Consider the following 19,808-nt stretch of genomic DNA (forward strand, 5'->3'; position numbering starts at 1 on the left):
GGCACCGGGCGAGCGGGGCAAGCGGGGCACGCGAGCCGCCCCGGCCACGGCGGACCGGCCGACTCAGCGGGCCGCGGGGGCCTGCTGACGCTCGCGCGCGGAGTCCGGCCGTTCGCCGTCGCGCTGCCCGGGCAGCGCCGCCGCCGGCGCACCGGCCGCCAGGCGCCGGGCGCGCACGCGTAGCGCGGCGGCCAGCAGGAAGGCGATCCCGACGAGCGGATAGACCGAGGTCGGGATCTGGCGGAGCGGCGACAGCTCCAGCACCTTCGCGCCCTGCGGCTTGGCGAGCCACATCGCGAAGGACAGGAAGGCGACCAGCGTGGCCCCGAAGGCGGCCCGCCAGCGGATCTTCCGGACGGCGGCCGGACGGGCCCGTTCGACCGCCGCCTCGCAGGCGAGCAGCACGAGCAGCGGCACACACCAGACCCAGTGGTGGGTCCAGCTGATCGGCGAGATCAGCACGGCGGTGACGGCGGCGCAGCAGACGCCCCAGGCCTCGGAGCGCGACAGCCAGCGCGAGCTGCGGGCGGCCCAGACGGCGACGCCGAGGCCGGCCACCGCGACGACGACGGCGGCCAGGGTGGCGGCGGTGCCGGGGTCGGCGGTGTGCAGCAGCCGGGCGACGGCGCCGCTGAGTGCCTGGTTGTCGACGATCTCGGTCTTGCCGACCCGGGAGGAGTCGTAGAGGTACTTGGTCCAGAAGCCCCAGGTGGCGTCCGGCAGGACGAGCGCGCCGAGCAGGAAGGTGCCGAGGAAGGTCGCGCCGGCCACGATGGCGGCCCGGACGCGGCCGGTGAGCAGCAGGTAGACCGCGAACAGGCCGGGGGTGAGCTTGATGCCGGCGGCGATGCCGATCGCGACACCCTTGCTGCGGCGCCCGTCGGGGCGGGTGAGGTCCCAGAGGATGAGGCAGGCCAGGGCGAGGTTGATCTGGCCGTAGCGCAGCGTGGTGTAGACGGGTTCGAGCCAGACGCCGAGGCCGGTGACCAGGATCACGCCGATCGCCCGCAGGTCCCGGCGCGGCCAGCCGACCAGCTTGAACGACAGGTGGGTGAGCAGCGCGAGCAGTCCGAGGTTGCAGAGCGTGACCGCGACCCGCAGGAACGGGATCGGGAACCAGGTCGTCGGCACGAACAGCATCGCGGCGAACGGCGGGTAGGTGGCGGGCAGGTCCCACTGCGTGACGCGCAGTCCGTAGAGGTCCTCGCCGTTGGCGACGGCGGCGCCCTCGGCCCGGTAGACGATCATGTCCACCATCGAGGTGTGCGCGAAGTGCCGGACCACCGCGTAGCCGAGCAGGGAGAACAACGCGACCGCGGAGGCGGCCAGCAGCGGCCGGCGCGGGGCCTCGCGCAGGGCGCGCAGGGGGGCGCCGAGGGCGGTGCGCAGCCGGTCCGACGGAGGGGCGGGCGCCCGGTCCGGTGCGGTGGGCACCGCGCCGCGCTCGTCTTGCACCGCTGTCACTCTTCGCTCCGTCCGCCGTCGGCCAACCAGCGACGATACCCGATGCCCTGCGGCCGGTCCGGATCGCGTCGATCACGGAGAGTGATGGGCCGGGAGATGGTGCCGGCCGGCCGTGCCCCGCTGCGGTCAGGGCACGGACGGCCGGAGTCGGGGGAGGCGGGTCAGCCGGTGTAGGCGCCGAGGGCCCGGGTGAACTCCAGCGGCTGCTGGACGATCGAGCTGCAGCTGGCGTCGGCGTACGCCTTGGCGCCGCCCTCGCAGGCCTTGTCGCGGGTGCCGGACCACATCGACAGCCAGGCCAGGTGCTTGCTCTTGGCGAAGTCCGCGAGCTGCTTGGCGTCGGCGACGGTGAAGACCTCGCTGGCGACGTCGTTGACGCCGATCATCGGGGTGACCGCGACCTTGCGCCAGGCGGTCGCGTCGTCGAGGCCGAGCACGCTCTTCACCTGGGCCTGGGTGGCGGTGGCCGCGGCGATGGCGTACTTGCCCATCTGGCCCTGCGGGTTGGGGGCGACGCCGTCACCGAAGTCCATCGCCATGACGTTGACCGCGCTGATCGCCACACCGTTGTTCTTGGCGTCGGCGATCAGGTTGACGCCCTCCTGGGTCAGGCCGGAGGGGAGCACGGGGAGGGTGAAGGAGACCTCCAGGGCCCTGCCCTTGACGGCGGCGTTCTTCTGGAGCTGGACGATGGCCTGGGCGCGGCGGGTGTTGGCGGCCGCGTTGGCGATCGCGCCGCCCTCGACGTCGAAGTCGATCCTGGTGAGGCCGTAGGCGTCCACGGTCTTCTGGTAGAGGGCGGTGAGGTCGGCGACCGAGGAGCAGGCGAGGGCCGGCTCGCTGCCGTTGGCGCCGCCGAAGGAGACCCGGACGTCGCCGCCGATCGCGCGCAGGGCGCCGATCTGGGCGGCCACCGCGTCGGCGGCGAGGTCGCTCACGCCGCCCCACTTCGGGGTGCAGCCGCCGCCGGAGACGACGAAGGCCAGGTTGAAGTCCTTGACGCCGCCGGCCTTGGCGGTGGCGACCAGGTCGTAGGGCGGGTAGAGCGAGGTGTCGACGAACGGGCTGAAGCCGGCGCCGCCGGCCGGGGCGGGGGTGCCGGTCGCGGTCGCGGTGGGCGCCGGGGTGGTGGGGGCCGGGGTGGTGGGCACGGCCGTGGTGGTGGCGGTCGCGGTGGCCGTCGGGGCCGGGGTGGTGGGCCGGGTGGTCGCCGTGGCGCTCGGGCCGGGTGTCCCGGTGGTCGGAGCGCCAGTGGCGGTGGCGCTCGCCGTGGCGGTCGGGGTCGCGGTGGCCGTGGCGGACGCCGTGGCCGAGGCGGAGGCGGACGGGGAGGCCGTCGCGGTGGTGGTCGGCCGGCCGGACGGGGTGGCCGCGCTGCCGTCCCCCGGCTTGCAGGCGCTCTGGTTGATCAGGCAGTTGCCCGGCTCGGTCTGCGCGGCGCCGGCGCCCTGGGCGACAAAGCCGACCACGATGCTCCTGCCCGGCTCCAGCCGCTTGCTCCACGCCTCCGGCCGGACCGTGACGTGCTGGCCGTCCGCCGTGAAGGTGGCGTTCCAGAGCGAGTCGATCTTCGCGCCCGCCGGCAGGTCGAAGGTGAGCGTCCAGTCCTCGATGGCGCTGCCGTCCGGGTTGGTGACCAGGTACTGGCCGGTGTAGCCGGAGTCCCAGCTGCTGGTGCGGGTGTAGACGGCGCCGAGCGAGGCGGCGCCGGCCGAGGAGGCGAGGACGACCACGCCCCCGGCGACCAGCGCGGCAGCGACCGCCGAGGCGCCGATCAGCACGCCCTTGCGGCTGTGCCGACGGCGACCGCCGGGGCGGCGGTGGGGCTGCTGGGTCGTCATGGGGCTTACCTCCGGGGCTGGCAGGTGCGCGGTCGAGGGGGTGACCGACGCGGACGACGCTAACGGCGCGCCATGGCCGGAAACCGCCTGCTGAGCCAGGGGTAGAACTCCCTTACGGCGCGCTTAAGAAAGAAGGGGAGCCCGTTCCTCCCCCGGCCCTCCCGGAGCCTGACGAAGCGCCGAAACCTTTCATCACCCGTGCCCGGCGGCCCCGGTCAGCGAGGGAACAGCGGCCCGCGGCCGCGCCGTCTGCCGGCCCGCGGGGGCTCGGTGCCGTCCTGCCGGGTGCGCAGCCGCAGCCGGATCTCGGCGCCGCCGAGCACGGCCGAGGCACCGAGCGCGAGGTCGCCGCCGGTGGCCTCGGCGAGCTTGCGGACGATGTCCAGCCCGAGGCCGGTGGAGCCCTCCCCGCCGTGGCCCTCGCCGCGCTTCAGCGCGGCCTGCGGATCGGTGAAGCCCGGACCGGCGTCCCCGACCAGCACGATCACCGAGCTCTCAGTGGGCAGCACGTCCACCGAGAAGGCGGTGCCGACCGCGGTGTGCCGGAAGACGTTGCCGAGCAGCGCGTCCACCGCCGCGGCCAGGTCGCCGCGCTGGACCGGGACGGGCGTCTCGCGCTCGGCGCCGGCCAGCTGCCAGGGACGGCCTTCGTCCTCGGCGAGCGCGGACCAGAAGCCGACCCGCTCGCGGATCACCTCGGCGGCGTCGCAGCCGACGGTGACGGCGGGCGCGTCCTCGGGCGCCCGGCGGGCCGAGCGGATGATCTGGTCGACCTCGCGCTCCAGCTGCGACACCGCGTGCCGGGTGGCATCGGCCGCGTCGCCCTCGCCGAGCGAGGCGGCGTTCAGCCGCAGCACGGTCAGCGGGGTGCGCAGCCGGTGCGACAGATCGGCGGCCAACTCCCGCTCAGCCGCGAGCAGTTGGACGACCCGGTCGGCCATCGCGTTGAACGCGTGGGCGGCCTCGTGCAACTCCGCGGGACTGCCGGCGGCCTGCTTGCCGTCCACCGGCACCCGGACCGTCAGATTGCCCGCGCCGAGCGAACGGGCGGCGGCGGCGAGCCGGCGGGCCGAGCCGACGATCCGGGCGCCCATCCGGTCGGCGACCAGCACCGAGATGGCGACCAGCCCGAGCGCGACCCCGGAGAGCACCTGCCACGCGGTGGCCACGCCCCGGGTGAGGTCGCCGTCGGCCACGAAGACCTCGACCACGGCGGTCCGCACGGTGTCCACGGCGACCGGCTGGAGCAGCGCGTAGCCGCCCGGCACCTGCACGGTGAACGAGCGCCCCTGGCCGCCCGCGGTGGCCACGTCGGCGTCCAGCGCCCGGACTTCGCCGATGGTCGCCCCGTCGGCGGAGGCGGCACCCGCGGCGGCCCTCGCGGCCCCCGGTACGCCCGCGGCCACTGCCCCCTGCGGACCGGCCGCGCCCGGCACCGTCCCCGCCCCGCCCGGCGCTGCGGCCACCCCGCCCGCACCGCCGGCCGCACCGGAGCCGGAACCGGCCGCCACGGCGGCCTCCGCCGGCGGCAGGTGCACCGCCATCCGCCCCTGCGCACCCGCGTCCGTCGAGGCCACCGCCCGGGCGATGGCGTCCTCGTCGGTGGTGATGGCCAGTGCCGGGCCGAGCGCCGCGGCCTGCCGCTCGGCGGCCGTGAACGCCCGGTCCCGGGCGGTCTGCTGGACCATCAGGCCGAGCGGGATGAGGAACGCCAGCGCGACCATGGTGGTCCCGGCCACGGCGGCCTTGATCAGGGCCCAGCGCAGCGAGTGCCGCAGCCTTCTCATGTCCGGCGCTCCACGGGGACGGGACCGGGCCCGGCGGCTTGCCCGGACGCCTCCAGCCGGACCCCGACCCCGCGCACGGTGTGCAGGTAGCGCGGGCTCGACGCGGTCTCGCCGAGCTTGCGGCGCAGCCAGGACAGGTGCACGTCGATGGTCTGGTCCCCGCCGTAGGTCTGCCGCCACACCTCGGCCAGGATCTCCTTGCGCGGCACCACCACCCCCGGCCGGGCGGCGAGGAAGGCCAGCAGGTCGAACTCACGGCGGGTCAGGTCCAGCGCCCGGCCGTCCAGCGAGGCCTCCCGGCGCTGGAGGTCGATCGCCAGCCCGCCGACCCGCAGCACCTGGCTGACCGGGGCCGCCCCGCCGCCGAGCCGGCGCAGCACGGCAGCCATCCGGGCACTCAGATGCTCCCCGGAGAACGGTTTCACCAGGTAGTCGTCGGCCCCGTCGTTGAGCAGCCGGACGATCTCGGCCTCGTCGTCCCGGGCGGTGGAGATGATGACCGGGACGTTGGTCAGGCCACGGATCATCTTGAGCGCCTCGCTGCCGTCCAGATCCGGCAGGCCGAGGTCCAGGATCACCAGGTCGCAGCCGACCTGGGCGACCTCACGCAGCGCCTCAAGTGCCGTGCCCACGCTGCGAACCGCGTGGCCGGTGTCGGTCAGGTGGCGGATGAGGGCGGATCGCACGAAGGGGTCGTCCTCGACCACGAGCACTGTTGCCATGGGGCTGCACGGTACGCCATCGGCCCCGATTGGTCTGTACCTCGGGGTGGTTCGCGCAGGTCTGCGGCACGTCGGCCGCAGTTGTGCAAGTTCCCTGTGGAAGTACCGGGGCGCCCACCTGCGCGACCGGGGGATACGGCAGGATGTGCGCACGATGCGGAACGGACTGGTACAACTCGGCGCCTGGGCGGCGGCCACCGGGGCGGCGGTGGCGCTGTCCTGGTTCGGTGTGCACGCCGTGCTGACCGGCGCCGCCTTCGAGCAGCCCTCCGCGCTGCCGCTGCCCTCGCCGGCCTCGGCCGAGGGTGCGAGACCCGTGCCGACGCCCTCGGCGACGCCGCCGCAGTCGACCGGCCGCACCGAGCCGACCGCGCCGCCGTCCACCGTCCGGGCGTCGGCGGCCCCGCCCAGGCCGACGCCGACGGCCTCCGCCACCCCGTCGGCCGCCGCGCCGACCTCGCACCACCCGTCCCCGGTCGGCAGCACCACGTCCTCCGTGCACAGCTACCTCGTCCCGGGCGGAAAGGTCGCCCTGGACATCCAGTCGGACCGGGCCTCGCTGGTCTCGGCCGCCCCGGACCCGGGGTGGCAGATGCTGGTCTGGGACGGCCCCGGATGGCTCCGGGTGGACTTCACCAAGGACGCCCAGGCCAACTCGGTGATCGTCTCCTGGAACGGCTACCCGCCGAGGGTCGACCTCGCCGTCCGCTGACCGCCGCCGTCACCAGCGCTCGAAGGGCACGTAGCCCGGCAGGTAGGGCCCGCGGTACCGGGAGCGGTCGACCAGGGTGTGTCTGGTCCCGCCGGGCACCCCGATCGCGGCGAGCACCACGGTGCCGTACGCGTCCCGCACCTCGTAGGGCTCGGCGAGCGAGGCCGCGCCCCGGTCGACGGCGTAGTCGTACGCGTAACACACGTCCGGCACCGCGACCGCGAGGTCGATCACCCCGTCGCCGTGCCGGGCCAGGTGCTCGGCCAGCTCCCGGCCGCGCGGGCCGATCGCCTGGACGAGCGAGGTCAGCACGAACCGCGTCCCGGGCGCCCGCAGCACGTAGGAGACGGTCTCCGGCTCGCCGGTCTCGGGACCGGCGTACGCGGTGCAGCGCAGCCCGAGGGCGACCGCGTACCGGTGGGCCGCCCGCTCGGCGTCGCCGACCGCGAAGACCACCGCGTCGGCGCGGCCCATCGGGAGCAGTCCGGGTTCCTCCGGGGCGACGGCGCGCAGGCCCCCGGGGCCCGGGCCGGCCGTCGGCAGCACGCGTTCGGCGGTGGTGTCGGTCATGTCAGCCCTCCCGGTGGGGGTGCGGGACCACGGGTCGCCCCCGGAACGCCGGGGTGGGGCGGGCGCACGGGGTTGTGGCTGGAGGGTGGCGCCGAGCCGACTTCCGCGCAACTGTTCCGTTTCCTCCTGGTCAAGCTGTGCTCCGGGACGGGAGAATCGGACGCGCCGCTGTACAGAATGCCCATCGGAGGACGGAGCCCCCGCGATGCCCCCCGCCCACGCCGCCAACCCCCCGGTCGCCCCCGGACCGTCCAACTCGCCCACCGGACAAGGGCCTTCGCTCGCTCCGGGCGGACTCGCCGGGAGCACCAACGACGCCATCGACGCCCTGGACGGCCGGCTGATCCGGCTGCTCGCCGAGGAGCCGCGGATCGGCGTGCTGGAGTGCTCGCGCCGGCTCCAGGTGGCCCGCGGCACGGTGCAGGCCCGGCTGGACCGGCTCCAGGCGCGCGGGGTGATCGGCGGTTTCGGCCCGGAGGTGGACCCGGCGGCGCTGGGCTACCCGGTGACGGCCTTCGCGACCCTGGAGATCTCCCAGGGCCAGGGCACGGACGTGCGCGAGCACCTGGCGGCGGTGCCGGAGGTGCTGGAACTGCACACCATCACCGGGCACGGCGACATGATGGTGCGGATCGTGGCCCGCTCCAACGCCGACCTGCAGCGGGTGATCGACCGGGTGGTCGGCTTCGACGGGATCGTCCGCTCCTCGACCGCCATCGCGCTGGAGAACCCGGTGCCGTACCGGATCCTGCCGCTGGTCGACCAGGCCGCCGCCGAGTAGCCGGCCCGACGGCCGGGGCGGCTCAGCAGGTGGGGACGGCCCCGCCGGTGCGCAGCGCCTCCAGCGCGGAGACCGACTCCGCCAGCGTGCCGACCGGCACCAGCCGCAGCCCGGCGGGCGTGTTCACCTTGGCGTCCGTGCACTCGTCCTTGGGCAGCAGGAAGACGGTCGCGCCGTCCCGGGCCGCCGCCTGGGTCTTGAGCGGCACGCCGCCGACCGCGCCGACCACGCCCTGGTCGTCGATGGTCCCGGTGCCGGCGATGGTCAGCCCGCCGGTGAGGTCACCGCCCTTGCCGTCCCCGGCGAGCTTGTCGATGATGCCGAGCGCGAGCATCTGGCCGGCGCTCGGGCCGCCGATGTCGCCGAGGTCGACCTTCACCTTCACCTGGGCGGGCGACAGCTGGAGGTAGGAGAGCGCGGCCGTGGTGGCGGCGTCCTGGGACTCCACCATCTGCTGGGCGTTGACCTCCTCGGCCTTGGCCGGATTGCCCTGCGGGTAGACGGTGTCGGTGGGCCGGATGGCCTCGTCCTCGTCGAACCAGGCCTGCAGCGAGCGCCAGAGGCTGGTCCGCTCCCCGGGGTTGGTCGCCGAGATGGTCACCATCCGCAGCTGTCCCTGGGTGCTGCGGACCGGCGCGCCGGTGATGGTGAGCACCGGCCGGTCCTGGTAGCTGCCGAGGGTGTCCGCGGTCACGCCGGGGAAGGTCAGGGTGTACGGCAGCGGGACGAAGGCGGCCACGCCGAACAGCGCGGTGACCAGGGCGCCGCAGAGCGCGAGGGCCCGGGTCCGGGGAGCGGTGAGGGCCGGGGGCAGCTTGGTGTCGGACACAGAGGCATCCAAACACACCGGGACGTCCGGCGGGCACGCGCACGGCCACCCGGACGGCCCCCCCACCGCGGCGGGGCGCTCAGCGCAGCGCGTCGGCGACCTCGGTGGCGGCCTCGACCACCCGGGGGCCGACCCGCTCCGGGACGAGGCCGTTGAGCATCACCACGCCGACGCTGCCCTCGATGCCGCTCAGTCCGAGCAGCGCCGCGGCCGCGCCGGACGCCCCCGACTGCTCCTCCGCCCGGGTGATGACGAAGCCCTGCTCCGGCCGGCGCTGGCTCGGGAAGGCCCGGGCCTCCAGGATCGCCCGGCCGGCCGCGCTCTCCCCCAGCGGGTGGCGCAGCCCGGTCCGGTAGGCGACGTGGAAGTCGGTCCAGCTGGGTTCGACCACGGCCACCGCGAGCGCCTCGTTGCCGTCCACCAGGGTGAGGTGGGCGGTGGCGCCGAGGTCCTCGGCGAGGCTGCGCAGCGCGGGCAGCGCCGCCTCGCGCAGCAGCGGGTGGACCCGGTGGGCGAGCCGGAGGACGCCCAGGCCGACCCGGGCACGGCCGCCGATGTCCCGGCGGACCAGTCCGTGCTGTTCCAGGGTGGCCAGCAGCCGGTAGACGACCGTCCGGTTGACGGCGAGGCGGGCCGCCAGCTCGGTCACGGTGAGCCCGCGCTCCGAGTCGGCGAGCAGTTTGAGAACCCGGACACCGCGGTCCAGGGTCTGGGAGGTCTCTGCAGTCACGACGCGCAATTCCTTTCCGCGGCGGGTCGCGGATCGGCGGGCCGGTCCGGGACTCGGGGGGTCGCGCGCAGGTGGGTGGCCGCGCTCGGGCCGCGGAGAGTCGTCCTTGACGTCCTGGGGCCCTGCGACGCCCGTCTCGCGGGGGTCGCCCGGCGGGAGAGCGTGTGGGAAAGGTAGTGAAGGAAATGCGGCGGCGGAAGTGTTTGTCCAAAATTCGGGCAAGATCAATTTCGCACGCCCCGTCAAACCGTGTCAAAACGACCCAGAACACCGCGACCAGGCGTTCGTAAGTTCGACCACAGTCCGAGTTCCGGACGGATCGGGCCGGAACGCGCCGCACCGGAGCGATGTGGCGTCAGAGCACGTTGCGCAGGACGGTCCAGGCGGTCGCCACGCCGAGCAGCACGGCCGTCCCCCGCCGGCCGAGCGGCGGCTGCCAGCGCCGCCCCGCCAGACCGTGCCGCAGCCAGACCAGGTAGGTCACGACCACCAGCGGCAGCGCGAGCAGCAGCGCCGCGTTGTCGTGCCAGGCGGCGGCGAGGTCGCCGTGCAGCAGGTCGTAGGCCATCCGGGTGCCGCCGCAGCCGGGGCACTGCAGCCCGGTGACCTTGCGCCAGGGACAGAACGGCAGCATCTGCCCGGACAGATGGGGGTTGCGCGACCACAGGTAGGCGGAGCCCGCCACGCCGCCGACCAGCACCCCGACCGGCGCCCAGGCCGTGCGCAGCCGTTCGGGAACGGCGAAGCCGCCCCGGCCGGGACGGCCGGGGCGGCGACGCGCCTTCGCGGATGCGACCAAGGGTCAGCCGCGCAGCAGACGGCCCTGGGAGTCGGTGCGGTCGTTGCTGGTGAGGAACAGGATGCCGTCGATCAGCGACCAGACGCCGAGGCCGCCGCAGGTCAGCAGCTGGGCGATGCCCATGCCGATGTGGCCGGTGTAGAAGCGACCGACGCCCAGGCTGCCGAGCAGGATCTGCAGAACGCCGGCGACGACCTTCGACTTGTCGGAGAGCTCGGGCTGCTGGGCGTAGGGCTGCTGGTACGACACGTTGGGTGTGCTCCTTGGAAAGACAGACAGGCCCGGGCGCACGACGGAGCGTCGCGTCCTCCCGGGTCGGTGAGGTGCCGGCCGGATTCACCGGGAATTGCGACGACCGACCCCGGACGGGGGGCGGATGGCGTCGGCGGCCCGGAGGCGGCGCAGCACGCCGAAGACTAGCCGATCATCCGACCGGCTGTCTCCACAAAACCTTCGCGTATATCTGAACGTCACATGACCTTTACGGTCCTGCCGTCCACGCCGCCGACGGACCGTTACTTCGCCCACTCACGGATCCGGGCGATCCGCGCGTTCAGCTGGTTGGCGGTGGCCTGCGCGGTGAGCGGACCGCCGCACTGACGGCGCAGCTCGTTGTGGATGGTCCCGTGCGGCTGGCTGGTGCGGTGGTGCCAGGCGGCCACCAGCGCGTTCAACTCCTTGCGCAGCTCGCGCAGTTCCTGGTGCGTCACGACCGGCCGCTGCTCGGCGGGCAGCTCCAGCAGGTCGGCCTCCTCGGCCGGCTTGCCCTTGCTCCGCTGGATCTGCCGGTGCTGGCGCTTCTGCAGCAGCATCTGCACCTGGTCCGGTTCCAGCAGGCCCGGGATGCCGAGGTAGTCCTCCTCCTCCTCGCTGCCCGGGTGCGCCTGCATGCCGAACTCCATGGCGTTGTACAGCACCCGGTCGAAGACCGCCTCGGAGCCCAGCGCCTCGTAGGAGAACTCCTCGCCGCCCGCGCCGTCCGGGCCGTCATTGGCCCGCTCGGCCTCGGCGAGCAGCCGGTCCTCCTCGTCGAAGAGACCCTCGCCCTCCTTCTTCGGCCGGTCCAGCACGTGGTCGCGCTGGAGCTCCATCTCATTGGCGAAGCCCAGCAGCATCGGGATGGTCGGCAGGAAGACGGAGGCGGTCTCGCCGCGCTTGCGGGCGCGCACGAAGCGGCCGACGGCCTGGGCGAAGAACAGCGGGGTGGAGATCGAGGTGGCGTACACGCCGACGCAGAGCCGGGGCACGTCGACGCCCTCGGACACCATGCGGACCGCGACCATCCAGCGCGAGTCCCCGGCCGCGTAGTCGGAGATCCGCTTGGAGGCCTCGGTCTCGTCGGAGAGGACCAGGGTGACCTTCTCGCCGCTGATCTCGCGCAGCATCTTGGCGTAGGCGCGGGCCACCGTCTGGTCGGTCGCGATCACCAGGCCGCCGGCGTCCGGGATCGCCTTGCGGACCTCGCTGAGCCGGCGGTCGGCGGCCTGCAGCACGGACGGGATCCACTCGCCCTGCGGGGAGAGCGCGGTGCGCCAGGCCTGGGCGATCAGGTCCTTGGTCATCGGCTCGCCGAGCCTGGCCTCCAGCTCGTCGCCGGACTTGGTGCGCCAGCGCATGTTGCCGCTGTACGAGAGGAAGATCACCGGACGGACGACGTGGTCGGCGAGCGCGTGCCCGTAGCCGTAGGTGTAGTCGGCGATCGACTTGCGGATGCCGTCGCTCCCCGCCTCGTACTGGACGAACGGGATCGGGTTGGTGTCCGAGCGGAACGGCGTACCGGTCAGCGCCAGCCGCCGGGTGGCCGGCTCGAAGGCCTCGAAGCAGGCCTCGCCCCAGGACTTCGAGTCACCGGCGTGGTGGATCTCGTCCATGATGACCAGCGTCTTGCGGGCCTCGGTCCGGTTGCGGTGCAGCATCGGGTTCACGCCGACGCCCGCGTAGGTGACCACGATGCCGTGGTAGTCCCGGGAGAGCGGCCCGGAGGAGTACGCCGGGTCGAGCCGGATGCCTATCCGGGCCGCGGCCTCGGCCCACTGCTTCTTCAGGTGCTCGGTCGGCGCGACCACGGTGACCTGCTGCACCAGGTGGTTGTGGAGCAGGTAGGAGGCCAGGGTCAGCGCGAAGGTGGTCTTGCCGGCGCCCGGGGTCGCGACGGCGAGGAAGTCGCGCGGCTGGTTCTCGATGTACTTGTCCAGCGCCCCCTGCTGCCAGGCCCGGAGCTTGCCCGCGGTGCCCCAGGGGGCGCGGCCGGGGAAGGCCGGGGACAGGTGGTGGGAGGAGGTCGGCGCGGCTTGGCCGGCGGCCCGGACGGGCGCGTGCGGCTCCTGCGCGTCGGAGAAGAGCGGCATCGAGGCGGCGGCAGTACTCACGGTCTCCGAGGGGGGATCATCGCAGGTCAGAGGCGGTTTTGCGGCCTCGTCCCGCGGTCGGGCGGCGTTCGGACAACCCGCCCAGCGTACCGGGCCCGGGGGCGTTCGGGCGGCCGTGGCGGGGCCGGGCGGGGTGCGCGCCCGGCCCGCGGGCCGCCGGTTCGGCCGGAAATCGATGTGACGTGGATCACAGGGAAAAGTCGCGAAAACCCGGTAAGCGGAACCCCCTCGACCGCCTCTCTTCCGGGTGAGGCCGCCCCAACCCTCCACGCCGTCACCGGCCTCGCCCCCACAGAAGGGAATCACCGTGCACGCCACCGCCGAAGAGACCGTCCAGGCCCGTCTGGTCCTCTCCGCCCACCGCTCCGTCCGGCTCCGGGTCACCCTGACCTACCTCCCGGACGACCCGCTCGCCGTCCGGATGGCCTTCCCCGCCGAGTTCTCGCTGGACGACGAGGCCGACGGCACCGGGCCGGCCGGCGACATCGTCTGGGTCTTCGCCCGCCGGCTGCTCTCCGCCGGCCTGGAGGTGCCCTCCGGCATCGGCGACGTGCACGTCCGGCCCGGCCTCGGCCGGCGCACCCTGGTCGAGCTGCGCGCGCCCGAGGGCACCGCGATGGTCCAGTTCGACACCGCCGACCTGCGGCGCTTCCTGTGGCGCAGCCGCCTGCTCGTCCCCGAGGGCGAGGAGCACCTGCACCTGGACGCCGACCGCGCCCTCGCCCAGCTGCTCGGCTGAGCGGCCCGGCGGGGCGCGCGTCGGCGGCCGCCCGGGGCCGGGCCCGGGCAGCTGCTGGTGGCGACCCTCCGACCGGCCCGCTAGGCCGAGAGCTTGCGCATCAGCCGTACGCCCTGCGCCGGGGTGAGGTGCGGCAGGTACGCCTTGCCGATCGCCCTGGTGATGCTGGGCAGCGCGGCCGGGTCCGGGTAGGCCATGTACATCGGCCGGTACTCCGGCTGGAACTTCGCCTTGAACGCGAGCAGGGAGCGGAAGCCGTACACCGGCTCCAGCGCCCGGCCCAGCCAGTCCAGGGTCTTCTGCAGCCCGGTCGGCGGCTCCTTCTCCGAGCGGGCCAGCGGGGCGCCGGAGAGCGAGACGAAGCGCGCGCCCTCCTGCTTGAAGCCGAGCGCCGCGGAGGCGATCAGGAACTCGGTGACGCCGCGGAAGCCGTCCGAGCGCCGGCGCATGAAGTCCAGCGTCCAGCCGACCGGCTCACCGTTCTCGTAGACCGGCATCCAGCTGGTCAGCCCGTGCACGGCGCGGTCCTGGTCGACGGCGATCAGCAGCCGCACCGCCGGGTCGTCCAGCTCCTCCAGGCCGCCGAGGGTGAAGCCCATCTCGGGCAGCCCCTTCTCCGAGACCCACTCCTCGGAGATGGCGCGGATCTGCTCCTTCAGTGCGAGCGGCGCCTCGTGGTACGACCACCACTCGGCGGTGATGCCCTGCTTGCCGGCCTTGTTGAGCGCGGTGCGGATGTCCTGCCACTTGCGGCCGGTGAAGGCCAGGTCCGGCAGCGCGACCACGGTGTCCTCGGCGACCTGCAGCGAGCGCCAGCCGAGCTGTCCGGCGGCGGCCCGGGTCTCCGGGGTGACGCTGTAGAAGCAGGGCGTCCAGCCGCGCGCGTCGCAGTACCGGGCGAAGCCGGCCACCGCGCGGGCGCGTGCCTCCGGGTCGCCGAACGGGTCTCCGGTGGTCAGCGCCACGGTGTTCAGCACCCGGTAGGCGACGGCCGCCCGGCCGTCCTCGTCGAACCAGTAGTGGTTGCCGTCCCAGGTGGTGAGGAAGGAGAGCGTCCCGCCGCCGTGCTCGGTGAGCAGGGTGCGGGCCCGCGCGGCGTCCTCGGCGTCGACGTGCACCACCGGCCGGCGGAAGACCACCAGCAGCGCGCCCAGCGCGACGGCCCAGAAGGCCAGTCCGCAGTACGTCTCCAGGACGCGGGCGAACGGCCCGACCGCGACCGGGTAGTCGGGCAGCAGGTCGTTGTAGGCGGGCGGCAGGTACTGCGCGGGCAGCCCGGCGACCAGCCCGCGGAAGCTCGCGACCGGCTCGAACTGCCCGGCCACCAGCACGCCCAGCCCGGTGTACGCGGCGCTGGCGACCAGCAGCGCACCGCCGAGCACCGCGGCCAGCCGGCCGAGCACCGCGACGGGCAGCCGCAGCGGGAACCGCTTGCGGGTGGCCAGCAGCAGTCCGGTGGTGATCAGCGGCAGCAGCAGCGCCTCGACGAAGTACTGGACGACGCCGCCCGAGCCGGTGCCGGTCTCGGTGAACAGCCAGACCAGCATGGCGGTCCAGAGCAGTTCGGTGGCGACGGTGATCCGCCAGGCGAGCCGCAGGCCGCGGCGCAGTCCCTCGGCCAGCACCAGCAGCAGTGCCGGGAAGAGCGCGGCCATCAGCCGGGCCGGGGTGTCGAAGATCCGCTCGACGGCGTGCGCGCGGGCGCAGTCGTGGGCCGAGACCGCGCAGAAGTCGGCGACCTCGTCCGGGCTGAGCCGGTGCGAGAGGTAGATCTCCGAGAAGGTGTTGAACGGGCCGGCGGCGTTGTCGTACAGCGAGGCGATCAGCGGGCCGAGCGCGGCGGCGACCAGGCAGAGCGCCACCAGCACCCGGGTCTCGGTGTGCGAGGAGCGGTGCGAGCGCAGGTGCGGACGGCCGCGCGAGAGCAGTGCTCCGGCGGCCAGGCCGGCCAGGGCGCCGGAGAAGCACTGCACGCTCTGCAGGTGCCCCACGTACAGCGCCATCACCAGCGGCACCAGCACCACCAGCAGGTGCAGCCGGCGGCGCCAGAGCACGGTGAGCCGGTAGCCGAGCACGCCGGCCAGCGCGAACAGGCCGACGGCGGGGCCGACCGCGCTCTGGTCGACGACCGAGGTGGTCCACTGCTCGCCGGAGGCGGCGCCGGCCGCGACCACCCCGGTGCCGGCCAGGGCGCCGGCCAGCTGTCCGGCGACCAGCACCCCGAGGGTCCGCAGCGCGCCGAGCCGGCGCTCGGCGGCCGGGGCGACCAGGAGCAGCAGCAGGCTGGTGAAGACGTAGGCGCCGATGCCGGAGCACCAGAACAGCGAGGTGAGCGGCGTCCACCAGCGGCCCTCGCCGAGGGTCGGGGAGCCGGCGCCGACCTTCTCCAGCAGGGCGGCGGACGGCCCGCGGGCGAGGCTGCCGGTGGCGGCGCCGACGGCCCAGAGGCCGGCCAGCAGCACCAGGGTGAGCGGGGCCTCGCCGAGCCGGGCGGCCAGCCGGGTGGCGAGGGCGGCGGTCCGGGCCACGGCGCGGGCCAGGCGCTGCGGGGGCCGCGGCGCGGGTGCGCCGGAGCCGGGGGCGGACTCGCCGCGGGACTGTTCGGGGACCCGCGGGCCGGGCTGTCCGCCGTCCCGCAGCGGTTGCCGCTCGCCGACCAGGGCCCGGGCGGGCGCGGCGCCGAGCCGGATCACCGGATCATCCCGGTCTGCCGGGCGAGCCAGGGCAGGTTCCGGTCGAGCGCCTCCCGGAACACCGTCCAGCTGTGGCCGCCGGGGATCGCTTGGAACTCCACCTTCATCCCGGCTTTCTGTGCGGCGGCGTACATCGTCTCCTGCTGCGGGCGGAAGTCACCGTCGCCGGCCCCGACCGCGAAGACGCCGGCGGTGTCCGGGTACCGGCGGGCGGCCATCAGGTGCGCCGGGTCGACGGCCTCGAAGGCCTTCTCGTCGCCGTCGAAGGCCTTCTCGACGGTCTCGTCGTGGCTGCCCAGGGTGGGCTCGTCCTGGCCCGAGACGTCGATGAACGAGCCGTAGACCTGCGGCGCGTTGACGGCCAGCTGGAGCGCGCAGGTGCCGCCGAGCGAGGCGCCGCCGATGGCGAAGGCGCCGCGGCCGGTGGCGGTCTGGAGGTGGCCGTGGATCCAGTCGGGAACGTCCTCGGCGAGGTAGGTCTGGGCCCGGGCGACGTTGGAGTCCATGCAGAGGCTGTTGCCCCACATGGTGGCGATCTGGTCCACCATCACCACGATCGGGGCGAGGCCCTGGTGGTCGGCGGCGAAGGCGTCCAGCCGCTCCTGCATGCCGCCGGAGTTCACCCAGTCGGACGGGTTGCCGGGCTGGCCGGCCATCAGCACCAGCACCGGCAGCATCGGCCGGGGGCTGGCCTGGTAGGCGGGGGGCAGGTAGACGTAGGCGTCGCGGGCGTCGAAGCCGGACTTGGTCCCGGGGATCGGGGTGGTCGAGACGGTGCCCTTCTCGGGCAGGTCGGCCGGGGCGTGCCAGACCTCCTCCAGCACCCTGCCGGTCGGCGCGGTCACCACCTCGGGGGCCTTGCCGGTGGTCAGCGCCTGGGTCCTGGGCGCCAGCATGACGCGGGCCGTCGGGTACTGGTCGAAGCCGCGGTTGACCTGCGAGGCCGCCATCAGCACCACCAGTGCCGCGCCGCCGGCCGCCAGGAAGCGCTGCCGGCCGGGCAGCAGCGGGGCGCGGAAGCCGGCCAGGGTCAGCGCGAGCACGGCGAGCGCGACCCAGCCGACCACGTAGTCGGGGGTGCCCTCGGGGAAGGGGTGCCACCACCCGTCCACGACGACCTTGACCGCGCCGGTGAGGGCGGCGGCGAGCAGCAGGGCGCCGAGCGGGCGCAGGCCGAACCAGCGCCGGTCGCGGGAGAGGACGAGCAGCCCCAGCGCGACCCAGCCGGCCGCGAGCACGGCGTACGGGATCGGGCCGTGGGTGAGCGGCCAGTCGAGCGGGTTCCAGCGGACGGCGAGTTCGGTGGTGGTGAGGGAGGTCATACGGGTTTCCCCGGGCGCGTGGTGTCGGCGAGGAAGCCGTAGGCGACGACGTTGCCGTCGTAGCCGTGCTCCTCGCTGTACCCGCCGCCGCAGGTGATCACCCGGAGTTGGGCGTCGGCGGCCTGGCGGTACACCCGGTCGTCCGGGAAGTCCTTTCGGTCGTGCACTTCGATGGCGTAGAGCTGGTAGACGGCGGTCCGGCCGTCCTCGCGGAGGATCTCGATCCGGTCGCCGCGGTGCAGGGCGCCCAGGTGGTAGAAGACGGCGGGCCCGCGGTCGTTGTCGACGTGTCCGGCGATGATCGCCGTACCGCGCTGGCCGGGGGTGGCGCCGTCCCGGTACCAGCCGGCGAGGTTGCGGTCCTCGTCCGGCGGGGCCTGCAGGTGGCCGTCCCGGTCGAGGCCGAGGCCGGTGACCGGGGCGTCGAGCCGGACCGCGGGGATGCGGATCCGGGTCGGTCGGGAGGGGCCGAGCGGCGGTACCACGGAGACCGGGGCGAAGCCGCTGAGGGCCTGCCCGCCACCGGGGGCCGGCGGCAGCACGGCGGCCGAGCCGTCGTGCAGCAGCCACGCGCCGAGCACGAGCGCGGCACCGACCGCCATGGTGCCCGGCCACGGGCTCCTGCTCTGCTGGGCGCCCACGGGCGCTCCCCTCTGCTGACGTCGAACCGGTTGACGGTTCCTGGGAAGTTCCTGAGAACCATGCAACCGGATCGGACCCTATGCCACATTCATACGCTGGTCGTACCCGCTCCCCCCGATCGGCGGGCCTCAGGGGCAAGGCCTGGCCCGAAGGGGTGAGACGTCACCACCGCGTCACCCTCCGGTTACCCGGCGGCTGCCAGGAATGACGACGATCGATTCATCGGACACTCAGGAACGGCATCCTGGTTGCATCCTTCGGGCGATGAGTTCCGACCGTCCGTGGTGAAGCACTGACCGATCTTGATCGCATGCCATGCTGACCCCGTTCACAGGCCTATCACCGCACTTGTCCGACCGGGCACCCGTTGCCTGCCCGGACGGCCGTGCGCCGCGGCCCGCCGTGCCCGCCCCCGCGCACGCCCCACGAACGGAGTGACCATGGACGCTCTCTCCCGCCGCACCCTGCTGGCCGCGGGCGCGGCCGGTGCCGCCGCCCTCGCCGCCGGCTGCGCGGCCCGGACGGACCCGGGCGTCGGGCAGGCGTCCACTCCGGCCCCGGTACCGACCACCCAGGCCGCGGACAACGCGACGGCCCCGACCGAGGCGGCCAGGCCCCCGGTCACCCTGATCGGCGACGGCTCCACCTCGGACACCGGCCCGCAGCCGGGCCAGCCGGTCGCCGAGGCGCTGCGGCCCGGACAGCGCCCGCCGCAGTTCGTGGTCTTCTCCTGGGACGGCGCCGGCGAGCTCGACAACGGGCTGTTCGGCCGCTTCCGCCGGCTCGCCCGCGAGCACGACGCCTCGATGACCTTCTTCCTCAGCGGCCTCTACCTGCTGCCGGAGTCCCGCAAGGACCTCTACCGTCCGCCGCAGCACAAGGTCGGCGCCTCCGACATCGGCTACCTGAACGACCAGCACATCCACGACACGCTGGAGAACGTGCACGCCGCCTGGCTGGAGGGCCACGAGATCGGCACCCACTTCAACGGCCACTTCTGCGGCGCCACCGGCGTCGGCCAGTGGTCCCCGGAGGAGTGGGACAGCGAGATCCAGCAGGCGATGGACTTCGTCATGAACTGGCGCACCAACACCGGCTTCACGGACCTGCCGGCGCTGCCCTTCGACTACCGCAAGGAGCTGATCGGCAGCCGCACGCCCTGCCTGGAAGGGCAACGCAACCTGCTGCCCACCGCCGTCAGGCGCGGCTGGCGCTACGACAGCAGCGGCAACGGCACGCAGATCTGGCCGCAGAAGATCCAGGGCGGTGCGCTCTGGGACCTCCCGCTGCAGTCCATCCCGTTCCCCGGGCACACCTTCCAGGTGCTGTCGATGGACTACAACATCATGTTCAACCAGTGCGGCAGCAACACCAAGGCCGACCCGGCGCTGCACCCCGGCTTCCAGACCCAGGCCCGGGACGCCTATCTGATGGGCTTCGAGCGCGCCTACACCACCAACCGCGCGCCGTTCGTCATCGGCAACCACTTCGAGGAGTGGAACGGCGGCATCTACATGAACGCCGTCGAGGACGTGCTCAAGTCGATCGCCGGGCGGCCCGAGGTCCGGCTGGTGTCCTTCCGGCAGCTGGTCGACTGGCTGGACGCCCAGGACCCGGCGGTGCTGCGCAAGCTGCAGACCCTCGGCCCCGGCCAGGCCCCGGCCGGGGGCTGGGAGACCTTCCTGGGATCCCCCGCCCCCGCCGTGGCCGCCGGCTGAGAAAGTGTTGGGTAATCGGGTGATCACTCGTTCTTGAGGTCGTCGGCGAGGCGGCGGGCTGCTTCGGTCTCGATGGGGCCGCGTGGTTCG

16 protein-coding genes and 1 pseudogene are annotated in these 19,808 nt (G+C 74.1%); 4 read left to right on the top strand and 13 right to left on the bottom strand.

All coding sequences use genetic code 11. From position 1 onward, the window contains the following. Positions 1–63: 63 nt before the first annotated feature. The 4 genes from ABZW10_RS27530 to ABZW10_RS27545 form a co-directional block, all read right to left on the bottom strand. Entirely contained in the window at positions 64–1,464 is a 1,401-nt protein-coding gene (locus ABZW10_RS27530) for a glycosyltransferase 87 family protein (RefSeq protein WP_355370709.1), read from the bottom strand. 161 nt (positions 1,465–1,625) lie between these two features. Next, the gene (locus ABZW10_RS27535; RefSeq protein WP_355370712.1) at positions 1,626–3,305 is read right to left on the bottom strand and encodes a cellulose binding domain-containing protein; all 1,680 of its coding nucleotides are present in this window, start codon (positions 3,303–3,305) and stop codon (positions 1,626–1,628) included. A 215-nt stretch (positions 3,306–3,520) separates the two neighbouring features. Further along, positions 3,521–5,092 (bottom strand): ATP-binding protein, encoded by a 1,572-nt coding sequence (locus ABZW10_RS27540; protein WP_355370714.1) that lies wholly within the window; start codon positions 5,090–5,092, stop codon positions 3,521–3,523. Then, positions 5,089–5,814, bottom strand: a complete 726-nt coding sequence (locus ABZW10_RS27545) for a response regulator transcription factor (RefSeq protein ID WP_355370717.1) — start codon at positions 5,812–5,814, stop codon at positions 5,089–5,091. Before ABZW10_RS27545 ends, ABZW10_RS27540 begins: the two co-directional genes overlap by 4 nt. 154 nt (positions 5,815–5,968) lie before the next feature. Between ABZW10_RS27545 and ABZW10_RS27550 the strand changes: the two genes are divergently transcribed. After that, positions 5,969–6,526, top strand: a complete 558-nt coding sequence (locus tag ABZW10_RS27550) for a hypothetical protein (protein WP_355370719.1) — start codon at positions 5,969–5,971, stop codon at positions 6,524–6,526. A 27-nt stretch (positions 6,527–6,553) separates the two neighbouring features. Here the strand turns inward: ABZW10_RS27550 and ABZW10_RS27555 are convergent. Next, positions 6,554–7,000, bottom strand: a pseudogene (locus ABZW10_RS27555) (VOC family protein); the annotation flags it as partial. A gap of 301 nt (positions 7,001–7,301) precedes the next feature. On the opposite strand from ABZW10_RS27555, the gene ABZW10_RS27560 reads away from it, so the two are divergent. Beyond that, positions 7,302–7,877, top strand: coding sequence for an Lrp/AsnC family transcriptional regulator (locus ABZW10_RS27560; protein WP_355370722.1), 576 nt, complete (start codon positions 7,302–7,304; stop codon positions 7,875–7,877). Between the two features lie 22 nt (positions 7,878–7,899). Here ABZW10_RS27560 and ABZW10_RS27565 read toward each other — a convergent pair whose 3' ends face one another. From ABZW10_RS27565 to ABZW10_RS27585, 5 genes are all read right to left on the bottom strand, one after another. Then, positions 7,900–8,706 carry a S16 family serine protease gene (locus tag ABZW10_RS27565; protein ID WP_355370725.1) on the bottom strand — a complete coding sequence of 269 codons (807 nt, stop codon included), beginning with the start codon at positions 8,704–8,706 and terminating at the stop codon, positions 7,900–7,902. Between the two features lie 79 nt (positions 8,707–8,785). After that, a complete protein-coding gene (locus ABZW10_RS27570; protein ID WP_270146684.1) occupies positions 8,786–9,436 on the bottom strand; it encodes a helix-turn-helix domain-containing protein in 651 nt (216 codons plus the stop codon). Positions 9,437–9,791: 355 nt separating this feature from the next. Next, complete coding sequence (locus ABZW10_RS27575) at positions 9,792–10,163, bottom strand: DUF2752 domain-containing protein (protein WP_355370756.1); 372 nt, start codon at positions 10,161–10,163, stop codon at positions 9,792–9,794. 75 nt (positions 10,164–10,238) lie between these two features. Then, a complete protein-coding gene (locus ABZW10_RS27580; RefSeq protein WP_355370729.1) occupies positions 10,239–10,484 on the bottom strand; it encodes a TM2 domain-containing protein in 246 nt (81 codons plus the stop codon). A gap of 266 nt (positions 10,485–10,750) precedes the next feature. Next, positions 10,751–12,583 (bottom strand): DEAD/DEAH box helicase, encoded by a 1,833-nt coding sequence (locus tag ABZW10_RS27585; RefSeq protein ID WP_355370759.1) that lies wholly within the window; start codon positions 12,581–12,583, stop codon positions 10,751–10,753. Between the two features lie 328 nt (positions 12,584–12,911). Here ABZW10_RS27585 and ABZW10_RS27590 point away from each other — a divergent pair, with 328 nt between their 5' ends. Continuing rightward, positions 12,912–13,343 carry an SsgA family sporulation/cell division regulator gene (locus tag ABZW10_RS27590; protein WP_355370731.1) on the top strand — a complete coding sequence of 144 codons (432 nt, stop codon included), beginning with the start codon at positions 12,912–12,914 and terminating at the stop codon, positions 13,341–13,343. An 80-nt stretch (positions 13,344–13,423) separates the two neighbouring features. Here ABZW10_RS27590 and ABZW10_RS27595 read toward each other — a convergent pair whose 3' ends face one another. The 3 genes from ABZW10_RS27595 to ABZW10_RS27605 are packed head-to-tail and all read right to left on the bottom strand — an operon-like array spanning position 13,424 to position 17,960. After that, positions 13,424–16,036, bottom strand: coding sequence for a DUF2156 domain-containing protein (locus ABZW10_RS27595; RefSeq protein WP_355370734.1), 2,613 nt, complete (start codon positions 16,034–16,036; stop codon positions 13,424–13,426). After that, positions 16,033–17,358: an alpha/beta hydrolase-fold protein gene (locus ABZW10_RS27600; protein WP_355370737.1), complete on the bottom strand. Its 1,326-nt coding sequence runs from the start codon at positions 17,356–17,358 to the stop codon at positions 16,033–16,035. Before ABZW10_RS27600 ends, ABZW10_RS27595 begins: the two co-directional genes overlap by 4 nt. Then, the gene (locus ABZW10_RS27605; protein WP_355370762.1) at positions 17,355–17,960 is read right to left on the bottom strand and encodes a class F sortase; all 606 of its coding nucleotides are present in this window, start codon (positions 17,958–17,960) and stop codon (positions 17,355–17,357) included. The genes ABZW10_RS27600 and ABZW10_RS27605 overlap by 4 nt, the downstream gene beginning before the upstream one ends. 480 nt (positions 17,961–18,440) lie before the next feature. On the opposite strand from ABZW10_RS27605, the gene ABZW10_RS27610 reads away from it, so the two are divergent. After that, positions 18,441–19,718, top strand: coding sequence for a hypothetical protein (locus ABZW10_RS27610; RefSeq protein ID WP_355370740.1), 1,278 nt, complete (start codon positions 18,441–18,443; stop codon positions 19,716–19,718). Positions 19,719–19,808: the final 90 nt, after the last annotated feature.

Source organism: Kitasatospora sp. NPDC004723 (assembly GCF_040609255.1).
Lineage (GTDB): Bacteria > Actinomycetota > Actinomycetes > Streptomycetales > Streptomycetaceae > Kitasatospora.